17 protein-coding genes are annotated in these 20,418 nt (G+C 61.4%); 6 read left to right on the plus strand and 11 right to left on the minus strand.

The features are described from left to right. The first annotated feature begins 65 nt into the window (after positions 1-65). Positions 66-1,007, plus strand: a complete 942-nt coding sequence (locus NKH43_RS04770) for an amidohydrolase family protein (RefSeq protein WP_352856825.1) — start codon at positions 66-68, stop codon at positions 1,005-1,007. Here the strand turns inward: NKH43_RS04770 and NKH43_RS04775 are convergent. Genes NKH43_RS04775 through NKH43_RS04790 form a run of 4 tightly spaced genes read right to left on the minus strand, consistent with a single transcriptional unit; the run spans position 981 to position 5,490 of the window. Then, complete coding sequence (locus NKH43_RS04775) at positions 981-1,952, minus strand: ABC transporter permease (RefSeq protein ID WP_156948048.1); 972 nt, start codon at positions 1,950-1,952, stop codon at positions 981-983. The genes NKH43_RS04770 and NKH43_RS04775 overlap by 27 nt on opposite strands. Beyond that, entirely contained in the window at positions 1,949-2,914 is a 966-nt protein-coding gene (locus NKH43_RS04780) for an ABC transporter permease (RefSeq protein WP_023718471.1), read from the minus strand. Before NKH43_RS04780 ends, NKH43_RS04775 begins: the two co-directional genes overlap by 4 nt. Further along, complete coding sequence (locus NKH43_RS04785; RefSeq protein WP_023718472.1) at positions 2,911-4,419, minus strand: sugar ABC transporter ATP-binding protein; 1,509 nt, start codon at positions 4,417-4,419, stop codon at positions 2,911-2,913. Before NKH43_RS04785 ends, NKH43_RS04780 begins: the two co-directional genes overlap by 4 nt. An 18-nt stretch (positions 4,420-4,437) precedes the next feature. Next, a complete protein-coding gene (locus NKH43_RS04790; protein ID WP_031193806.1) occupies positions 4,438-5,490 on the minus strand; it encodes a substrate-binding domain-containing protein in 1,053 nt (350 codons plus the stop codon). Positions 5,491-5,731: 241 nt separating this feature from the next. On the opposite strand from NKH43_RS04790, the gene NKH43_RS04795 reads away from it, so the two are divergent. Then, complete coding sequence (locus tag NKH43_RS04795) at positions 5,732-6,532, plus strand: IclR family transcriptional regulator (protein ID WP_352483665.1); 801 nt, start codon at positions 5,732-5,734, stop codon at positions 6,530-6,532. A gap of 237 nt (positions 6,533-6,769) precedes the next feature. Here NKH43_RS04795 and NKH43_RS04800 read toward each other — a convergent pair whose 3' ends face one another. The 4 genes from NKH43_RS04800 to NKH43_RS04815 form a co-directional block, all read right to left on the minus strand. Then, positions 6,770-8,212: a hypothetical protein gene (locus NKH43_RS04800; RefSeq protein ID WP_023718476.1), complete on the minus strand. Its 1,443-nt coding sequence runs from the start codon at positions 8,210-8,212 to the stop codon at positions 6,770-6,772. A 9-nt stretch (positions 8,213-8,221) separates the two neighbouring features. After that, positions 8,222-10,033, minus strand: a complete 1,812-nt coding sequence (locus tag NKH43_RS04805; protein WP_352856827.1) for a hypothetical protein — start codon at positions 10,031-10,033, stop codon at positions 8,222-8,224. Between the two features lie 277 nt (positions 10,034-10,310). After that, positions 10,311-10,679, minus strand: coding sequence for a hypothetical protein (locus NKH43_RS04810; RefSeq protein ID WP_156948050.1), 369 nt, complete (start codon positions 10,677-10,679; stop codon positions 10,311-10,313). A 539-nt stretch (positions 10,680-11,218) separates the two neighbouring features. Further along, positions 11,219-14,296 carry an AfsR/SARP family transcriptional regulator gene (locus NKH43_RS04815; protein WP_352856829.1) on the minus strand — a complete coding sequence of 1,026 codons (3,078 nt, stop codon included), beginning with the start codon at positions 14,294-14,296 and terminating at the stop codon, positions 11,219-11,221. 234 nt (positions 14,297-14,530) lie between these two features. Between NKH43_RS04815 and NKH43_RS04820 the strand changes: the two genes are divergently transcribed. The 4 genes from NKH43_RS04820 (at position 14,531) to NKH43_RS04835 (ending at position 17,544) form a co-directional block, all read left to right on the plus strand. After that, on the plus strand, positions 14,531-15,025 hold the full coding sequence (locus NKH43_RS04820) for a hypothetical protein (protein WP_031193811.1): 495 nt from the start codon (positions 14,531-14,533) through the stop codon (positions 15,023-15,025). 140 nt (positions 15,026-15,165) lie between these two features. Continuing rightward, a complete protein-coding gene (locus NKH43_RS04825; RefSeq protein ID WP_023718481.1) occupies positions 15,166-15,498 on the plus strand; it encodes a hypothetical protein in 333 nt (110 codons plus the stop codon). A 464-nt stretch (positions 15,499-15,962) separates the two neighbouring features. After that, positions 15,963-16,529, plus strand: coding sequence for a hypothetical protein (locus tag NKH43_RS04830; protein WP_156948052.1), 567 nt, complete (start codon positions 15,963-15,965; stop codon positions 16,527-16,529). Between the two features lie 4 nt (positions 16,530-16,533). Further along, positions 16,534-17,544 (plus strand): hypothetical protein, encoded by a 1,011-nt coding sequence (locus NKH43_RS04835; protein WP_023718483.1) that lies wholly within the window; start codon positions 16,534-16,536, stop codon positions 17,542-17,544. A gap of 269 nt (positions 17,545-17,813) precedes the next feature. Here NKH43_RS04835 and NKH43_RS04840 read toward each other — a convergent pair whose 3' ends face one another. The 3 genes from NKH43_RS04840 to NKH43_RS04850 are packed head-to-tail and all read right to left on the minus strand — an operon-like array spanning position 17,814 to position 20,412. Further along, positions 17,814-18,635, minus strand: a complete 822-nt coding sequence (locus NKH43_RS04840) for an IclR family transcriptional regulator (protein WP_023718484.1) — start codon at positions 18,633-18,635, stop codon at positions 17,814-17,816. A gap of 57 nt (positions 18,636-18,692) precedes the next feature. Further along, positions 18,693-19,892 (minus strand): aminotransferase class V-fold PLP-dependent enzyme, encoded by a 1,200-nt coding sequence (locus NKH43_RS04845; protein WP_352856831.1) that lies wholly within the window; start codon positions 19,890-19,892, stop codon positions 18,693-18,695. Positions 19,893-19,920: 28 nt separating this feature from the next. Continuing rightward, complete coding sequence (locus tag NKH43_RS04850) at positions 19,921-20,412, minus strand: RidA family protein (RefSeq protein ID WP_023718486.1); 492 nt, start codon at positions 20,410-20,412, stop codon at positions 19,921-19,923. Between the last annotated feature and the right edge of the window lie 6 nt (positions 20,413-20,418).

Raw genomic sequence — 20,418 nt, forward strand, 5'->3', positions numbered from 1 at the left:
GTCCTTCCTTTACAGGATGAAGTCCGGATCGATTTCCGATTCCGGCCACACCATGAGAGAGATGCGTGCCAACACCTTACCGCGGACCGATCATCGATGCCCACCATCACCTTTGGGATCTCGGCCTCAGCCGGCACCCCTGGCTCGCCACAACGGCTGGCGAACGCGGCGGTCTGGGGGAGCTTGGCCGCTTGCGGCGAAACTACCTTCCTGAAGATTATTTGCGCGACGCCGGCCGGCACAATGTCGTCGCAACCGTCCATGTCGAAGCCGGCTGGACCGGGGATGAATGCGTCGGCGAAACGCGGTGGCTTGAAACGCTCGACAAGTCGCGCGGCGTGGCCGCCCGTTATGTTGTTCACATACCGCTGGCGAGCCGCCAAGCGCCGGCGCTGGTCGAGGCGCAGGCGGCATTCGACCGTGTCGTCGGTGTGCGCGACATACTGAGCTGGGATCCGGATCCTGCCCGCCGTTTTGCTGCCCGTGACGGCATCATGGACGATCAGGCCTGGCGTGCCGGCCTGTCCCTGCTTGGGCGCCGCCGGCTGGTTTTCGACCTGATGGTGTTTCCGCGCCAGCTCCCCGGTGCGGCGCGCCTCGCAGCGGCCTTTCCGGACCAACTCTTTGTTCTCAACCACTGCGGCAGCCCGATCGATCGCGATGCAGACGGCATGCGGGTGTGGCGCGAAGGGCTGCGGCTTTTGTCGGAGTGCGACAACGCTGCCATCAAGATATCGGATCTGGTCGCCTACGATCATGATTGGACACTCGACAGCCTGAAGCCGGTTGTCATGCATTGCATCGACTGTTTCGGTACGCAGCGAGCGATGTTCGGCAGTGACTTCCCAGTCGCCGGCCTGCATGCGTCATTCGATGCAGTATATGACAGCTTCAAAGCCATTGCAGGAGAGCTTTCCGCGGACGAGCAAACGGCGCTGTTCTTCGGCAACGCAAGGCGTATCTACCGGCTGCACGATATTTCATCGGCGGGCCTGCTCCCTGCCTGAGAGAAGCAGCAGCCCCAGAATCAGCGACCCGAACAGGATACTGCGCCAGCCGGGCGATGCGTTGACGACGGTGATCAGCGCCGTGATCGTGACCAGCAGGATCGCGCCGGGGATAGTACCGGCATAGGTGCCGAGCCCGCCCAGTATCGAGGTGCCGCCGAGCACCACGGCGGCAATCGACGCGAGGAGATAGGGATCTCCTATCCCGACATAGCCTTGGCCGTTCATGCCGAGGACCAACACACCGGCAAGTCCCGAACAGAAGCCGCTGATGCCGTAGACGGCGAGCGTGGTCGAGGCGACGGAAACTCCGGACAGCGCCGCGGCAAGCGGATTGGCGCCCATCGCGAAAATCCGGGCGCCGAGGGATGTCGCATGCATCGTGGTCAGAACGATCACGGAAATGACCACCCACAAAAGCACGCCTGCCGGAATACCGGCTGGCCGCGCATTGCCGAGCCAGCTGACCAGCGGGTTCTCGGCGGTCACGGCGCTGCCGCCGGCGATGATGATCAGGAGGCCCTGCAGGAATGTCGCCATCGCCAGTGTCATGATCATTGGATGAACGCGCAACAGCGCCACGCCCAGCCCGTTTACGAGACCTATCGCGGTCGTCAACGCAAGTACTGCAAGAACGGCTGTGAGCCCGGTCGGATCCGCCTGCAATGAGAGCAGCGGGAGGCTGACGGCACTGACCGTGACGATCGCCGCGACGGAAAGGTCAATGCCGCCGGCAATCACCACGAAGGTCTGGCCCGCCGCGACCAGGCCGATCACCGCGCCCAACTCGACCAAATAGCGCAAATGACCATAAGCGCCGAAGCCACGTGAAGCGAAGCTCGCCGCGATCCACACCGCGGCAACGATAGCGACCGTGAGGAAGGGCCGGCTGCGCAGGATCGTCAACGCCCGCCCGCCGCGCGCGCTCTCTTTCCGTGCTGTCATTGCTGCACCTTGCGGAATTGCGGGATGGCGACCGCCCCGATGATGATGAGGCCTTGGGCGACATACTGAGCAACTGGCGTGAAGCCGAGGAAGAACATGACACTGATCATCAGGCTGAGCAGCAGGCTGCCGGCAAGCGCGCCGCGCATCGTGCCCTGGCCGCCGAGGAAGCCGATTCCGCCGAGCACCGCGGCGGCAATGGAATTCAGCGTGAAGGCTGTGCCTATCACCGGGTCGCCCGAACCCGTTTGCGCGGCGACGAACAGGCCGGCGCCTGTGCAAAGCAGACCGCTGATCGCATAGGCCGCGATCCGCGCGCCGTCGACCGGCACGCCGGAGCGATAGGCGCCGACCGGATTCTCACCGGCGGCATAGAGGCTCAACCCAAGCGGGGTGGCGAGATAGAGTTTCCACAAAAGCACGACGAGCACCAGCAACACGAATGCCGCCGGCGTGTTGCCGGCAAGCAGGTCCGACAGCCACTCCGGAATGGCGCCGCCCGGCCTCGGCAGGATGAGCAACGCAGCACCGCCGATGATGAAGGAGCCGGCGAGCGTCACCACGATGGCCGGCAACCGAAGTTTCACGACGATGAACCCCGTCGCGGCACCGATGCCGATACCGGTCAGCGCCACCACGGCGGTGCCGCCGGCTACGCCCAGCGGCCCGATCATCGTCGTCGCGGCGATTACCGCGCCGAGACTGACCATTGCGCCGATTGCCAAGCTGATGCCGCCGGTGAGCATGAGGATCGCCTGGGCCATCGCGACCAGCGCCAGCGGAAACCAGCTCTGGGTGAATTTGGCGAAGCCGGACGCCGTCAAGAGGCCGGGGAACAACACGCCGTAGGCAACGAGGAACGCCAGAACCACGGCAAACAGGCTGCGCACGCCAACATTTCGGCGCAGCTGAACTCGCCAGTAGAGGGCGCCGGCTTGGCTTGAGGATACAACCGTGCTCATGCCGCAACTTTCTGCTGTTCGGCGCCCATTGCGGCGGAGACGATGACTTCCTCGCTCAGTGCCTCGCGCTCGAGCATGGCCTTGATGCGACCTTCTCGGACCACGGCGACGCGGTCGCAAAGGTGCACCAGTTCGGGTGTGTCGGAACTGAGCAGGACGATCGCCTTGCCGGCGGCAGCGAGATTGCGAAGCATCATGTAGATCTCACGCTTGGTCTCGACATCGACGCCGCGCGTCGGATCGTTGAGGAGAAGCACAAGCGGATCGTGTGGCATCCATTTCGCCAGCGCGACTTTCTGCTGGTTGCCACCTGAGAGTGCCTGCGCCGGGCGATCGAGGTCGCCCTTGATGGCAAGCTGGGCGGCGAGTCCCCTCGCCAAATCGCGCTCGGCACGCCGGCTGCGCAGCTTCAACGCCGGCAGCCTTGCGAAGGCTGGTAGCATCATGTTGGTGATGATGGGATGGATCAAGTGCAGGCCTTCGCGCTTGCGGTCGGCCGGGACATAGGCGAGGCCGAGCGCATTGGCTTTCGGCACGCCGCCCGGCAGACCCGAAGCAGCGTTTACGGTCGCGGATGCCGACCTAGCCGGGATCGCGCCGTAGAGGCCAAGCAGCAGATCTTCCTGCCCCTGCCCGACCAGGCCGCCGATCCCAAGCACCTCGCCTGTCCTGATGTCGAGATCGACGTCGCGCATCAGGCCGGCCGAAAAATTACGAACCGAGATGGCGTTGGCTGGCGATGGCGAAGGCTGCCATCGTGGAAAGAGATCGCCGGGGTCGCGGCCGACCATCAGCCGCACCAGCCCGGCGGCATCAGTTTCTTCCAGCGAGCGGTCCGCCGTGCAGGCGCCGTCCTTCAGTACGGTGACATGCTGGCACAGTGTCATCACTTCGTTCAGCCGGTGTGAGATGTAGAGAATGGCGATGCCCTCGGCCCGAAGCCTTTCCAGCAAGTCCGTGAGGGTTTTTGTCTCGGTTGCCGATAGCGATGAGGTGGGTTCGTCGAGAATGAGCACGCGCGGCCGCCGGTAGAGCGCCTTGGCGATCTCCACCATCTGACGCCGGCCGAGTGACAGATGCCCCACCGGCGTAGACAGCGGTTCGCGAAGGCCGACAAGATCACATGCGGCCCTGGCCCGTGCGGCAAGTTCCGTGTAATCGACCAAGCCGAATCTCTTGGGATAGGCGCCGAGCCCGATATTTTCGGCGATCGAGAGGCTGGCCGTCAGGCTGAGTTCCTGTTGGACAACGGCGATCCCGGCATGCCGCGCATGAGCGGGGCTCATGCGCGATACCGGGCGTCCATCAACCTCGATCGCCCCGCCGTCCGGGCGCAGGGCGCCGGACAAAAGGTTGATCAGCGTCGACTTCCCCGCGCCGTTCTCGCCGAGCAGCGCATGCACGCGGCCCGGCTGCAGAGCGATGGAAACGTTGCGCAGGACGGGGTTGCCGAAGAAGGACTTCGACACCCCCCGCGCGGCGAGAAGCGTAGCCGTGGTTGTCAATGTTGCAACCCTTCAGGCTTATTTCTGGGCCAGCAGCTTCTTGAACAGATCCTCATCGAACGGCGAATAGATGTAACCGTCAGCCGGGAAATCCTTAGCCCGGGCGAGATATTCGTCGACGTTGGAATTGTCGATCACCGGCAGCGGGATCTTGACGAAAGCCGGCACATCCTTGCCGTCCAGCGCCTGTACGGCGGTGTAGGTGGCGAAAGCGCCGAGCCAGTTCGGCTGCATCGTCGCCCAGCTCTTCAAGCCCTTTTCCTTCCACAGTTCGAGGAACTGGCGCGCATTCTCGCCGGTGATCGGCACCTGGTCGCGACCCTGCTTGTCGAGCGCGAGCACGGCACCCGCCGACAGAGCGCCGCCGAGCGACAGGATGCCGTCGATTTCGGGATTGGCGAAAAGCAGACTGGTGACCGCTTCCTGGGCGGGCGCGACATTGTAGGGCGTGTTCGTTTCGGCAAGCACTTTCACATCGGGATGAGCCTTAAGCTCGGCATCGGCGCCTTTGCGCCGGTCGTCACTGACCGAAACGCCGGCTGGGCCATTGAGGATCAGAATTTTGCCCTTGCCTCCGATGGCGTCGATCAGGAACTTGGCCGCCTGATCGCCCCACTGTGAGGAATCGGTGTTGACCTTGGCGGTCACCTGGTCGGTGTCGACGAGGCTGTCGAAATTGATGATCGCGATGCCTTTGGCGCAGGCGTCCGCCAGCACGCGCGCCGGCGCGGTCGACGAGCCAGCGATCAGGATGATGGCATCGACATCGGAATCGATCATCGACTGGATCTGCTGAATCTGGACGTTGGCGTCGCCTTGGGCGTCGGTCACGACGAGCTTGTCGACCAAGCCTTGCTTCTTCAAAGTTTCGACTTCGGCTTCGATCGTGCCCTGTGTCTGCTTCATCCAGGTCGGAACTGAATAGATGTTGGCCCAGCCGATCGTATACGGCGCCTTGCGGTCGCCCTTGATGCATTTAGCGGCGGCGTTGGCCTGCGAACCGGCGCCAACGCTGAGGAGAAGACCGAGGCAAAGGGCGCTGGCGGATGCGAAAAACGATGATTTGGTCATGATTGTTCCCTTCTGAGGTTATGCCTGGACGTGCGGGGTCGAGACGAGAAAACCCGCCGGTTGCCGCATCTCGGAAACCGCCCTTTTTCTCGTCAGGACTCTCTGCGCCTGGCTCTTTATTGTCCGATATTCCAGACAAGAGGCCTGTATATCGGACAGATGGGATGCTAGACTGAGCCTTGACATCTTTCAAGCGTCTTGAGACGAGGGCCGAAATGATTTTGCGCGGGGTGCGGCCCACATGAGCGATGGCGTCACTGGTTTGATCGAAAGGGAAGTCCGCGCCGAGCCGCGCAATGGCGAACGGCGCCGCGGGATTGACCGCGTCATCACGCTGCTTGAAGCGCTTCTGCGGCAGCGCGCGCCGATGCGCGTCGGCGATATCGCCAAGATGATCGGCGCGCCGCGTTCGACCACTTATGAGATCGTCAACAGCCTGCTGGAAGCCGAAATGCTCGAGAACGTCGGGACGGAAGGCTATGTCTATTTCGGAAAGGCGATGCATCTGTTCGGCTGGGCCTACTCACATCATAATGCCCATTATCGACGCATCATCGAAACCCTGGACAGACTAGGCGCGGAGACGGGCGAGACCGTCCAACTGTGTGGCCTGCGCGGGAACAAATACGTCGTCCTTGATTGCCGGGACTCGCCCGGCCCGTTCCGGATTTCAAGCGATGTCGGAGTCGAGGTGCCGATCCCGTGGACGGCGTCCGGAAGGCTGCTGCTCGGCCATATGAGCGCGCAGGAAATACAGGACTTCATTCCGCCTGGCGACTACAAGCTTCCCGACGGCCGCGTCATTGCGCCAGCCGAGTTCTTCGGCGATGTGGCTCTGGCGCGCCAGCAAGGTTTCAGCGAGACCGCCGCTCTGGCTGACCGCTTCACCTGGTGCATGGCCGCGCCCATCCGCGATGGCGACGGGGCCATCAACAAGACGCTTTGTTTCGTGTTGCCCGTCGACACGCCGGAAGCCAGGCGCAGCGAATTGCTTGCCCTGCTATGCGAGCGCGCCCGTGGATTGTCGCTGGCGGGAAGCTAGTAAAAATCGGCGCGCGAAGGTTCGGGATAGGCTCCGCTCGTTCAGCCGCAGCAGCGAGGCCGGAACCGGTATTCCGGTGGGTATGGCAAAGGCGGCAGCGCGCTCCCGCGACCACCTTTGCCCACAGTCCGCAGCGTGCCAGCACCGCAGAGTGCACGCGATGATACCGGTGCCTGGGACACCTCGTCCGGCCCGGCCACAACGCACTTACCGTCTTCATTGAGCGTCGTTGATTGCTTAGACAACGGGACGTTCCAATTCCGCCGGATCATCCATCGGCGGGAGCGGCGGCAATGGAAAGCAAAGCTCGCCTATTACCTGAACGCCCACGCCAAGCACACTTATCTGTTCGAGGTCGGACGTGCTGGATGTAGAGCCGGTTGGCGCCTGCATCAGGAAGGGACCCAGAAACGAGACGGCGTTTTGCATCGTCGTGCGGGCTTCGGCGGTCCACGAGCCGCTGAATTCCACGTTACGAACCAGAAGCAGGCCCTGAGGCAGGCAATGCGCATAGGTCTCGTCGGTCGAAGCCTTGATCATGTCGCCGCGCTTCATTCCCGGTACGTACCAATCCTCCTCGTCGACGAGGTCGGGATGCCACCATCTCGTGCCGGCGATCCGCCGGGTGATGGTGAGCATGCAATACTCGAAATGCACATGCAGTTCACTGTCCGAGGTAGTTACCTCCGTTACGACCGGGTTTTTAATGAGATCGTGAAGCTGGATTGTGGCCAATCGGTTCACGAGCGAGGTGTCCAACTGCATTTGCGTGCTGGAAGCATTTGGCTGCTCTCTGGGCGGCGAGACGTGATCTGCCTCGGCTGTGAAGTGTCGCCGGGCAGCGCGAATTCGACTGAATGTTGGCAGGGTAGCGGCCAGCGCCCGGGCGTGGAGCGGCGAAGCGGTGAGGCCACCCAGATGGTTCGCGCTGAACTGGCTCAGATTGACCGCGGTGCTTGCTGCATCCTGGATACCGAGAAACTCGACTGGCTGGGTAGCGTAGTCCGTGAGATGTGGCTGCATGCGCAGCTTTCTGACCGCTTCAACCCTTGGCACAACAGCTAATTCGGCGGCAAATGCCTTGCGCCGTTCGACCGCCTCGGAAACTGCGGTGAGGTTCGACACCACCTCTTTTGTCAACACTCGCATCTTCCATAAGTGGGGATTTGCCTTAATGGCGCCGGGTGTCTCGGTCGTGGTTGCGGTAGTGCGGGATATCCTTTGATCGAAGACATGCCAGGCCGTGCAGCTGGGCTCGGCGAAATCTGTCGGCTCGCAGCTGAATGGCAGCGCATCGGGATTGTCCCCGATATCTTTTCGTGCCTCGGCAACCATCGCGGCGATGCGCGCATAGGAAGGAGCATCAACCGGAACCCCCGGTTGCGCCCATGGGATCATCGCCAAATAGGCAGACTTGGCGGTAAGACTGCCGACAGACGAGGCGGAAACGGAGGAGGCATCGGACCGTTTCAGCCATAGCGGGTAGTCGTACTGGTCTTCCAGCCACTCCGACAGCCGCAGCGGATTGGTCACGCCATTTTGCACGATGCCATCGGCTAGCGCCTGCCCCGGATGAATGGCAAGCGCCAACGACGGGTCATTGTTGGGGTTGTAGGTCGCGATTAACGTGTCCACCACTTGCTGGCCAAGGATCGCGAGCTGATCGCTGTTCGTGCTCACAGGGACACCTCAGCCTTGCGGAGCAGCGGGCGCGTCAGCCGGTATCGCAGGCGCTCCGGCATTGGCGGCTGTCGCAGGGTTGGCCACGACTTCGGCGCTGAGTGCAGGGTCGTCCTTGCGCGGTGCGGCCGGCTGTATCTGGCCTACCCAGCCGACGATCTGCGAACCGAAAAGTTCAAGCGTTCCACCGTGTTCATTGCTGCTGAAGGAAAAACCCTGAGATGCATCGTGCTGGTTGCTGAATGCGCCGCTGCTGTCCGAATTGGAATGTTGGACCGATCCGCCGATACCGCACCAACCAACCTTGCCGCCATAGGAGGTGGAGCTGCTTTCCGTGTGTCCGCTAGCGCTGTCGACGGCGCTCTGGAATGCGCTGCCCATGCTGCCCCAGGAATTAGCGGTAATCTTCACGTTTCGAACAATCAGAAAACCCTTCGGGATCATCGGGAGCAGCTTGGGCACGTCGCCGATCTGACCTTCGATGGTCCCGTCGCTGATCGCATTCTTCTTCTGACCGGCGAGATACCAGCCGTCCATGTGGAAAAGGTCGCCAAGCAGCCATGGCCGTTCGATGCTGGCCATGAACCACTCGAATGTGACAGTTGCCGAAGAACTGCTGTCCTGATGCGACTGCCAGGAGGACTGGTCGGCATTCCAACCGTCGTTGTGGCTGGTCTCGCTGTGCGATGCATTGGCTGAGGCGCCGAAACCCAGAACGCTGTAGCCGACGCTGCCCGATGTTGATGACGACTCGTTGTTGTAGAAACTGTGTCCGAAGCTGTGTTGGCCGCCGCCACCGCTCGCCTGGTACTGTTTCGATGTGGCGGTGATTTTCATCACCCCGAAGTCATGGTTGGTGTGATCCCACCAGGAGACCGGATCGATATACGACCACGGCACCTTGATTGCCACGGCGCCACCGAGACCAACGCTATACTCGTCGTACATCTTGCGGGCCTTGGCAATCAGGGCGGCCGCGGCGCTGCCGCCGACGGACTGAAGGGTTGCAATCGCGTCGTCGATCTGTTGCCCGCCCATATCCTTGAAGTCGTTATAGGCTTGGTCGACGGCGTTCTGGTATCTGGCGCTGGTGACCGGCCATGCCTGTCCCTGGATAGGATCGGACACGGCTTGGGAGTAAGCGAGCGCGAACTCGCTGCGTGCATCTGCCAGCACCTTCTGGTTGTGTCTGTAGGCGGTGTGGCGCGGCGTATAGCCGGTAAAATTGCCGTCGGCATCCATCAGATACAATGTCTTCTGGGCATCGGCGATGCGTTTCTTGATATCGGTCGAGGGCTCAGGGATCGGTTCCGCCTGCATGCCGGCCAGGGCTGTGAAATACTCGATACTGACGGTTCGCTGGGGCCACGACACCGCAACCCCCTTGTTGGTGACCATCAACATGTCGTCAACCCGTTGAGCCGTGTTGAAGGCGCTGCTGATCGCCAATTGCAGCCTGGGATCTGGTGCCGGCATTGCCGCCAGCTGACCGGCCGGCGTCGCGGGCGTTCCGGCAGAAGGGGGAGCGGGTGGTGCTGAGAAAGCGCCCGTGGTGGAAACCGCGCCGTAGGCGCTGCCGCCGGCGGGCGTCCAGGGATTGGCATACATCTTCGGGTCGATCGGCTGGCCGACTGGAAGGTGCATGTAGACTGCCGAGCCAGACGGCGTGCCGTCGGGATTCACAAGCTGGGCCGCAACGGCGGTGTGTATCTGGTTCAGCGCGTCAAGCAGTGCTTGCGTGATGCCGCCGGTGACCTGAAGATCGTTACCAGGCATGAGAACTCTCCTTGTTTGTTGCGGCGTTGGACCATGGATCGTCACGCGGACGGGGAAAGACCAACGTCAGATTGCGGATGTGCAAGGCCCGCGCTCCGTCGATCCGGGAGCCCTGGCCCAAGAGCAAGTTACGTCTCGTTCAGACATCGGCCGAGCAGACAATCACCAGGTCAGGAATGCCCTTGCCGGGCCCAGCCGCCTCCTTGGCTGCCGAGCATCTCCCAGCCGAAGTCTGCGGCTGTGCCTTCCGGGCACGCGTCACTAGGGCGATGGCTTCCCGCGGACCTGTGCCTGTGACAAAACCCGTGAGTGTCTGAGCCGGCTAGGCATCGACAAGGTAATCGTGATACAGCGAGTGGATACTCCGGCCATTGTCGCGGGCCTGCAGAATTCTCTCCCATAGTCCGAGATGAACCTCGCCGGGAGCGCCTTGGTGGACCACTCCGTTGAGGAACCGGATATGCCGGCGAATGTTGTCGTCGAAAGAGAGGCCTGCCGTGCGAATGTCATCATCGCCAAGCCCCTCGTCGAAGCTTCCGCCTTGCAGCTCGTCCCTGACATGACCGGACACCGCTGACAGGAAGACTTCGAAGCTGACGCCTTCCGGCAGCCCGCCTGCGGTCTGCTGGACGTTGTAGAAGTCTCTGCTGATGTAGTCGTCCTGATTGTTCTCGTCGAGAACGTGGTTCATAATCTGCCAGGTCCGGTCGCCAGCTTCGTCGGCCGAACCCTCGAAAAGATTTAATATCCGGTATGCTCTATCCTGCCATGTAGACATGTTTTGATCCTCATCGGGCTGCTTGCATGCGCGGTTTCGCGAGCGGGGTAGCCCCTCGAGGGGCCGGACGAAGCGGTTGTTTGTTTTCGACGGATTGAGTTTCTCTGACCGCAGCTTACGGATGGCTTACAGATCGAAATTTTTTGGATTCATTCGCTCTGGAAGAAACCACACGCAAGTGGATTGCATCGAAAGCCCGGTTCCGCCGGTCTATCACCCGCTCGCAGCGCGAGTAGTCTTGAACGCCGCTGGGGACACGCAGGTACGCTGCCCAAGCGCAGAGTCTATCGCTCCGGTCTCTCAGTGTTTCCGATCCCGGATTGCTGGTTAGACAAAACCGCCCCGCACACGATCGACCTGGGATTGCCCGTGAAGTTATCGGGCCGTGCAAAGAAGAGGTTCGGAGCACGCTGGCAAGACGCAGCTCACGGATGGCTTACGGGTTTGGGCGTTCAAGATCTCAGATACGGACGCACCAGCGTGCGGATCACGTGTGAGGATTTGTATTCCCCGTTCGCTCCAACCGCCCTTTCGTAGCGCGAGAAGTCGTCTACAGCTGCGGCAGGATCACTGCTGGACAGACGTTCCCTGATGAGGGCTTGGTACACTCTTTCCGAATCTGGGTAGTACTCGAGTGCTCTCAGATAGGCTTCTCGCGCCCGGAAACCTTCTCCGGCATTCTCCCAATGTCTTCCGACGTTGATCGCCAGGTCGATATAGCCGTCCCGAACCTTGTCGGCCACCGGTATCGCCCAAGACGGAAGAGAACCCGGTGACAGTGGCGGGCCGGGGAATCTCGCCAGAAGCTGTTCCTTTTCGGGGGCTGTCGTATCCCCTTTCCTGGAAAGACCGCGGTTGAGACGGGCTTCCCAATCAGCAAGGTCGACCCACACCTTATCCGGGGGCAGACTGATCCGCCCCTCCCTCTGGACGATGAAGTCGCCCTTGCCGAGCGTCTTGCGCAGGCGGTGAAGGGCTTGCTCGCACGCCGGTTTGGCTTGATCCCCGTCGAGATCGGGCCAAAGCCAGTCATGAATGCTTTCGAGGGGACAGGTCTGGTCGCGCGCCAGGGCGAGAACCCGCAGGATATCGAGGGCACGCGTCGGCGATTTCGATCCGAGATCGAATTGAGTTCCGTCGAGCTCGATCCTGAAGCCGCCCAGTACAAAGATCTTCAGTGGCCATGGCCATTTAGCAGGCCGTCTCATTGGCGGGACGAGACGCCGCGTCTGAATGACCGAATGGCAGAGATCCGCTTCAATTCCGCGGTCAAGTGCATCCGCCAGCAGTTCGGCGAGGAGATCGGGCAGGTTGAGTAGGATTGCAGACGGGTTGACGGCCCTCAGGGCTGCCATGAACTCCGTCAGTTTCTCTTCATAAGCGGCTCCGCCCCTCCATTTCTCTTCAAAAGCGGCAGCGGCAAGAATGCAAATCTTCACCCGTTCCCGCGGGCCGCCGTCCAGCCGATCGACGACATCTGCCAACAGCGAGGCGGCCTCAGCCGGTCTTCTGTCGGCGAGAAGAACCTGGAATTTGGTGACATAATGCGGCCAGCGCTCGACCATCGGCTCGTTCGCCTCTTCGATCGCGGTCATGAACGTGTCGCAATCCCTGTAGGCTTCGACGAAGCTGCCTTGCCGCGCATGCATGGCGGCTCGGCAATCTGCGACTACGGCCACCTGAGTTGTGAAGCGGCTGTCCGCGATTTCGCCGAGCCTTGTCACGAGATCTGCGAAGCCGGCGAAATCATTGCGCAGCTTGAGCAGCAGCTGGAGATGGTAGAGACCGCTGAACTCGACGCTTTTCAGGGCTTCCCTCTCGCCCATCTCGATTGCCTTGCGAAGGGCGTCTTCGGCCGAGGCATATGGAAACCCGCGCCTCGAGAATGAAAAATACCTGCCGCTGGCGGCGCCGAAAGAGACCAACCACATGCCAAGCACCCAAGGCGTCACCTTCGGGTCGTTCAATTCGGAAGCGACGCTGTCGACCGCCTGTTCGAAGATGTCCTGCCGCCCTGACCAGACCGCATGATCAACAAGGGCTTCACTGGCAAGCAATCTCAGGTCAACCGGAACTTCACCAGTCGGATTCGACAGCTGTTGCAGGAGCTCGTAGGCGATCTTCACTCCTGCCTGTGCGGTCTCTTCGTCGGCCTCGCCGTAGTCAACCGCGCGCAACATGCCGACACCAACCAGCATCCGCTCTCTCGGGACAAGATCGGGTTGCCTCCCGCGAAGGATGGCGGCTGCCCTTCGCGTCCACCCGTCCAGGCCCCCGTGCGTCCGCCAGCTGCTTGTCTTTACGAGCACGGCGCGGATTACGGTCAGCCACTGCCCCCGCAAATCGCCGTCCTTCTCGAACGCCTCCCAAGCCCGTGAGAACCATCGCTCGGCTGCGGCGTCGTCAGGAACGTGAGCGGCCCCGATCCAGTGGAGAAGCCAGCCTTCCAGTTCTTCAGCAGGAAATCTGGTGCCCCATTCGATCAAGGTAGCCCTGCGGCCTTGGGACAGCATCGCCTCGGCGTGCTCGATGACCAACTCGCGGGCAAGCGGCCAGGCTTCTGCTTGGAGAGCCATCGATACGGCAGCGTCGACCAATCCTGCGTCGCGCAGGACCCGAGCTGCCCTTTCGCGCAAACTTGCCTGCTCTTCCGGCGGCAGCCGCGCTTCGAAGAGCCTGGACAGGTAGTCGCGCAGGAGGTCGTGGAACTGGAATCCTCCGCCTCTGAGGCCTGTTCGGGTGACCAACAGCTGCATTTGAAAGAGCCGCTCCAGCACCGGGCCGCCGACTCTGGGTCCGAGCAAGGCGTCGGCAAGACCGGAATTGATTTCGGGAAGCAGATTAAGCTTCAACAGGGTGTTCTGGTCGTCGCCTGGAACGTTCTGCAGGAACAGTCTGCCGACCACCTCCTGGAAATTTCCCTGCCCCAGAGGCATGGCGCTCATCAACTGTGGGGTACTTGATTTCTGGTTGGCGATCATGACCAGGCCGACCGCCCACCCCTTGGCGGCGGCGACCTCGATCCCCTTCTCATGGCCTGGTTCCCTGAGACCGACGAGGCAGCGTGCTTCGTCCTCCGAGAATTCCAGTGCCGTCTGGCCGATGACCGGCAGCTTGCCTGCGAGCGCGAGTTCGGCCACGCCCCCACCAGGCAGTGTACGCGATATGCAGATGCACCGGACCGTGTTGGGCAATTCCCGCAGCAGGACAGCCAGAATTTCGCGGAATTCTGGTGTATCGGCACGGTGAATATCGTCGAGGACGATGACCGTGTCCGGCACCATCTGCGCCAAGTAAGCGCGGAAGAACAGACGCGCGAATGCAGCAGCATCCTCCGCATATTCGGTTCCGAAAACAGGAAGGCTGAGTTCCCGCGCCCCAGGCGACATCGCCAGATAGTAGAACAGCCGGCCGATATCCTGGTCCTCGTCATCGACGCGATACCAGACATGCGGAGCCCGCTTTTCCTGGAGGTAATCGATGACTGCGGTGGTCTTCCCGTATCCGCCAGGGGCAGCAATCCAGCACATGCCGGATTCCAGGCACCTGTCGACCAGTGCAGCAATGCGCGGCCGCCGCGAGATTCCCGCGGGTCTTGGCATTGAAAGTTTTGCTATCGTGCCGCCGTGCACCGCCGCATCCAGATCCACCAGGCTGCACTCTTATAGCAGATGATGGGCCGGGTGCGCGTCATTTCAGCATGTAAGCCAAACGTAAGCGCGGCTCGGTCACTGTCGGCATCGTTCCAACTCAAGGAGGAAACCATGCCGACCGCAACCGTTCAAACCATCTATTGTGTCCAGCCCGCCACCGGAACCGACTTCGCGGCCAACCAGGCGCTAGTCGACGCCATCATGGGCCTGACGCCGCAATTCATCCAGAACGACTTCGCCGGCAGCCTGCTGCAAGGGATCAAGTCACTGCCAAGCGTTCTTGGAGCGATCGACGCCATACGGGCCGATCCGGACAACCTGTTCATCACCACCGGGACTGAAGGCAATGTCGATGACGCTGTCTGGCCCTCTCCCGGAGCCACCAGGGAAGTCAATGCGGACCAGTCGTTCGAACCTGGCCTCGTGCTGCCGTTCGAGTATAGCCAGAATCTCTCTCTTTGGGATGAAGACGGCCCTCTTAATGGCAACGATCCACTCGGCTCCGTCACCATGGACAAGGAAGAACAAGGCATGGGTCCAATCGCCAAGATCGCCCGCTCAGCGATTGAGGGTTCGGCCTACTACGTCATTTACCGGATTGACTGACCGCGCGACAGGCATCGGGTGATGTCCACGGTCGCCGACAACACCTCAGCGAGCAGAAAGCAGCGGGCCGTGACCACCCCGTAAGCCATTCGTAAGCTCGGGCAGGTGAGCATTCCGTCTCGCAACAAGTTGATGGAGCAATGACCATGCGTCCCTACTCACTGAACATAAGCCGCATCAAATGTCATTCGACGAACGATTATACAGGTTCTGACGACCTTGTTGGAGTGATGGGTCCTGTTCGCTTCCCGATTGGATCCTTCACTCCGGGAAACGACTACAATCTCGACATCAAACAGATCGTTCCAGCCGGTGAATTCTACCTTAATATTATCGAGACCGACCTTTCAGGCGATGACGAGATAGGGATGATCGACCTGTCCGCGATCATGGATTTCCAAACCGTGAAAAACGTGCAGGGCGCGGATGCCAGTTACGACATCACCATCCTCGTCCAATCCGTATCAGACTAGCTCTAGCATGCGCGATCCGCACTCGAAGCAGGATCGCGCCTGCTCCGCCTTGGATGTCTGGTGCCTCCGGCGAGGGTGGCCTCTCCGCGCCAGGAACTGCTCCGAACTCAAGCTCGGCGAGCGATCCGGTTCCGATCGAGCTTCTTGACATGCATGGATCGGTTCCGGTCGGACCGTTCTTTGAAGACCTTGCAGAGAAGGTCATGGACATCAAAGACGTCTGGGAGCTGTTCCCGGGGCGGAGCGCCCGGCCCTGTAATTTTGGTTCCGAAACGGGAACTCGACAGATGGCTTGGGGTAGCGCCTCCCGACGACGCTTGAGCCTTCCTGCTAGGAATGTGGGGAGGACGCCGCCAACTAGCCCCTTAGACTGCACTCTGGCGGCCAGATAGAATCATGCAGATTATACTCTGCTGAACTGGCTTATTTAAGAGTAATGCCAATAGGCCCATCAGGAGATTGAAATGCTTACTCAAGTAACCGTACCTTACTCTCCCGGCTACGACTATGGAAAAGGTGTCGATCTTGCGACGGGTAGTCCGATGGGTCATGTCGTCGATGGCGCATTTTCCGGCGTCGACGATGCAATGGGGTCCATATCTTCATTCGACATACGCCGTATTCACACCACCGCCGAACTCGAAAAGTCGCTGAGCATCAATGTCGAAGCGAGCGGCGGGTGCGGGTGCTTCTCCGCGTCCGGAAGGTTTGACTTCGCCCAAAGTTCCAAGATCCAGAGCAGTTCCCTGTTCCTGCTCATCTCCGCCAAAGTAACGCTGCCCTTTCACGGCATCGACGAACCAAAGCTGAGCGGCTCGGCGGCGGCGATATCGAGCAATCCCGAGCTCTTCCAATCACGCTACGGGAACATGTTCGTGAACGGGGTAGGACGCGGCGGGATGTTCCTGGCCGTCCTGCAGATGGATACAGCCAGTTCCGAGGAGGCCCAAGCCGTTTCGATGGAGTTGTCGGGGTCCTACGGGCTGTTTTCTGCCGACGCCAAGATGAAAATGGCAGAGGCATTTCCATGAAGACGTGCGCACGACCGTCTACCACGAAGGCGGCCCGATCAATCTGATCATGGGGGACGTAACGGATCCCAGCCAGATGTATGGGCTTCTCCAGCAATGGCTGAACGCATTCCAGACCGATCCGAACGCCAATGCCGTTCCTTATTTCGTCACCCTAGCTCCAATCTCCATCGCAGATGGACCGATCCCGCCGAACGCAGCGCAGGTCCGGCAAGCCCAGGATGTTCTGGTTGAGTGCGCGAAGGAGCGCAGCAGCCGGCTAGACCAGATGAACCTGATGGACTTCATTACGCTCAATCCAGGCAAGTTCACCTTCACGGCACCGACAACCCTGCAGATGGTTCAGGAGGCATTCCGTGGTTTCCAAGTCGATATAGACATCATCGCGCAAGCCGCCGCCGCGGCGATCAACGATCCTAAAACAGCGTGCCTGCCGGTTGATTTCGCCGCGAAGCAGACGCCGGCCCGGCGTTTCCCGCAAGGGCTGACGCCCGATCCATTTCCGGAAGGCGCGAAGGGGCTGAAAAGCGTTTATGCAGACAAGGGAAAAATGATGGTCAGCCGCGACGCGTTGTTGAGCGGGATGCGAGAACTAGAGCCAGACGGCCCCGCCAAGACCGGGTTTGATATTGGCGTCGCGATGCCCGGAGCAGACACGCTATGGGGCCCGGGAAAGCAGCTTTTCATGGATGGCCTTGATGCTGACGAGCGCGTTGGCTGCGAGGATTCAGCGTTCTTCATTGTCGCCCGGAATGCGCAACTCGGCCTCGCGACCGTCGGCGCGAAGATCGCGGAGAAGACCTCGACGGATGCCTTTAAGGCTGCCCGCACTGCAGAGCCGCCCGGCATGTACACTCTGGGCTTCGACATCGCCTCGGGCCTCTTCGGCGACGCGAGGCTCGGCGCGCGCGGCCACACCGCACGGGGCCCCGGATCCCTGGGGATCAGGGCAGCCCTCGACCCGAGAGGTCAGCGCGGCTTTGATGCAGCGATGACGCTGTACTCGGTTGCCTGACGACGGGAGCGTCTGATCAACAGGCCAGAGAGCACATTCTCGTTTCACTGCTCAAGCCTGTCAGGCACCGAAAACCACCAGATCGGCCAGCTTGAAGATGCGAGCGCAGGCTTGATTGGAACGGCTGGAGACTCGGCGCCCGTCGGTTCAATGCGTCAAATTTTCGTCTGGACGGGCTGCTGAGCCCAATGGGATCATTTCTGGTTCGGTGAGCGGGATGTGCAGAAACGCACCATCCCGTGATTTTGCCAACTCGCGCCGGGCGTTCGTTAGGGCCGGTCGGTTCGCCAACCGAGCCGCGACTCGATGCGGCGCGCACTGATCTTGACCATCGTAATCAAATCCGGGTTCTTTTGCTTCAGCTTCACATCCGGGACGACGATCGAGATCGTGGCACGGCAGGCTCCTTGGTTGTCACGGATGGGAGCCGCAATGCAGGCAACTGAAAAGTCAGATTCACCAGCCTGGATCGACAGGCCCTGCTCCAGTGCTGTGGCGGCCGCCCGAGCGAGCACATCCTCGTCCGTCTCGGCGCGTCCGGTCGGAGATGCGATCGCGGATCGAGCGAAAATGGCGCGGCGTTCGGCTTCCGGCAAATGGCCGACGAGCAGCCGACCCGACGCGGTCCAGTTCAGCGGCGTCCGGGTCCCGACGCGAGATGTAACCTGGAAATGATCTTTGCCCTCTTCCATCGCAAGCACGACCATATGGTCACCGTCACGGCCGCATAGCTGGATCGTCTCTTTCGAACTCTGAGCCAGTTCGTGCATCTCCTGCGTTGCCACGTTGAGCAGGTCCAATGTGCGAGCGTAGGTCAGGCCGTACTGATAGAGCCGCGGACCCAGCCAGAGCAGGCCGCCGTCCTTGCGGTCCAGCAGTTCCTTTTCGACCAGATCGTCGACGATGACGTAGATCGTCGACAGGGGGGCGCCGATGTCGTGCGCAATCTCATATGCAGTTGCTGGCCGCCCCTGCTTTTGCAGATAGTCGAGTATCTGCAGCGCACGGTCGATACCGCTGGTGCGCGAGCGGCGGGGTTCCCGCGGGTCTTCGGCGGGGTTCAGGTGCAGGTCGGGCGCTATCGTGGGCATGGCATTCTCGGTTTTGCGGGCACTGTAAGGCAGCCGGGGCATTTACCACAGCCAGCCTCAATCCGGCCAGTTGAGGATCGCAGCCTCGCGGGCCATGAGACGCTCGTTCCATGGTGTGGCGATGATCGCATTCGACTTGCGCGCGCCATCAAGCTCCTCGGCAAGCCGTGCCGCCACAATGAATTCTTCGTCGGGATGCAAATTGCATGGATCGAGGAAGAAATAGCCGTGCTCGACTTCATGATCGCGGACGACCACCGGCGGATTGCCAGCTGCCAGCCGGTCGGCCAGATCCCAGGCTGTAATGCGCGATTCGGCGGCATTCACCCACACCTTCAAGCGATCGAGCGGATTGCTGGTCGGGTCGGGTACGATAGCGGCGGTGACGCCAGGCCGCCCCTCGAGTGCTTGCGCCCAGCAGTCGAGCGCTCGGCGTTCGCGAGCGCGAATACCCTCATGGTCACGCGTTTTCCAGGCCTGGAGAGCAGCGAGCGCACCGACGATGCCTTCCTTGCCGACCTTCATGCCGCGCCCGATGCCCCGGTTCTGCAAGTAGACGTCGCGCACCCGCGCCTTCGTGCCTGCGACGATACCGGATGTCGGGCCGCCCAGGAATTTGTGACCCGAATACAGCACCAGATCGGCTCCGCTGGCGAGAAAGCCCGCCAGATCGTATTCGGGCGCTGCGTCGACGATGACCGGGACCCCGCGTGCACGGGCGGTTTCGACGAACATCTTCAGCGGGATTTGCCCATACTCGACGACATGGTGCGACACGACGTAGATTGCTGCAGCAGTGCGCTCGGTGATAGCGCCTGAGAGCTGATACGCCGAGGCGCTGGTCGCCTGACCGACCGGCACGACCTTGGCGCCGGCGAGACGGATCGCCTGTTCGATCGGTGCGCCGTAGCTGACCATGTGGCCGGACTGGATGACGATCTCGTCTTTCAGTCCAGCGGTATCCGGCAGCCGTTCGATCGCGGCAAGGTCCGGGCCCGTCATGCTGGCCGCCACGGCCAGGCTGATTGCCGCGGAACAGGAGGCGGTGATGAAACCGGCCTCCGCGCCCGTCAATTCGGCGATCACGGCGCTGGCCTTGCGATGCAGATCGGCCATTTCGACAAACTCGGTGAGAATGCCGGACACAGCCTCGACAGCCGTGGGAACGACAATGGAGGCGCCGAGCGAGGTCATCGTGCCTGAGACGTTGATGACGGGCCTGAGGCCCAACTGGCTGCGGATATCTTCGACAGGCATGGTCTTGTGCTCCGACTATTCGATGCGACTAATCAACGGCGATGACGGCTTCAATTTCGACGCTGATCCCTCCCGGCAGTGATCCGTGACCGACCGCAGAGCGGGCATGGGTGCCGCGCTCGCCGAAAACGTCAATGAGCAGGTCCGAGCAGCCGTTGATCACTGCGGGGTGATCGGCGAAATCCGGCGTGGCGTTTACCATGCCGAACAGCTTTACCACACGTCGCACGCGGCACAGATCGCCGAGCGCTGCGTGCATGACGGCAATGAGGTTGACACCGGTCAGCCGCGCATGGGCATAGGCCTGATCCACGGTCACGTCGGCACCGACCTTGCCCGTATAGACCCGGCCGTCGGCCTCACTCGGCCCCTGGCCGGACAGGAACAGCAGCTTGCCCTCCTGCACGTGTGTGACAAAATTGGCGATCGGCGGCGGCGCCTCGGGCAGCGTTATTCCAAGCGCCAAAAGCCGGTCGTAGGGCGTGCTTTCCGGTCGCTTCATGAGCTCGGAAAAAGTCATACACAA

The sequence above is a fragment of the Mesorhizobium sp. M1163 genome (assembly GCF_040318415.1).
Lineage (GTDB): Bacteria > Pseudomonadota > Alphaproteobacteria > Rhizobiales > Rhizobiaceae > Mesorhizobium.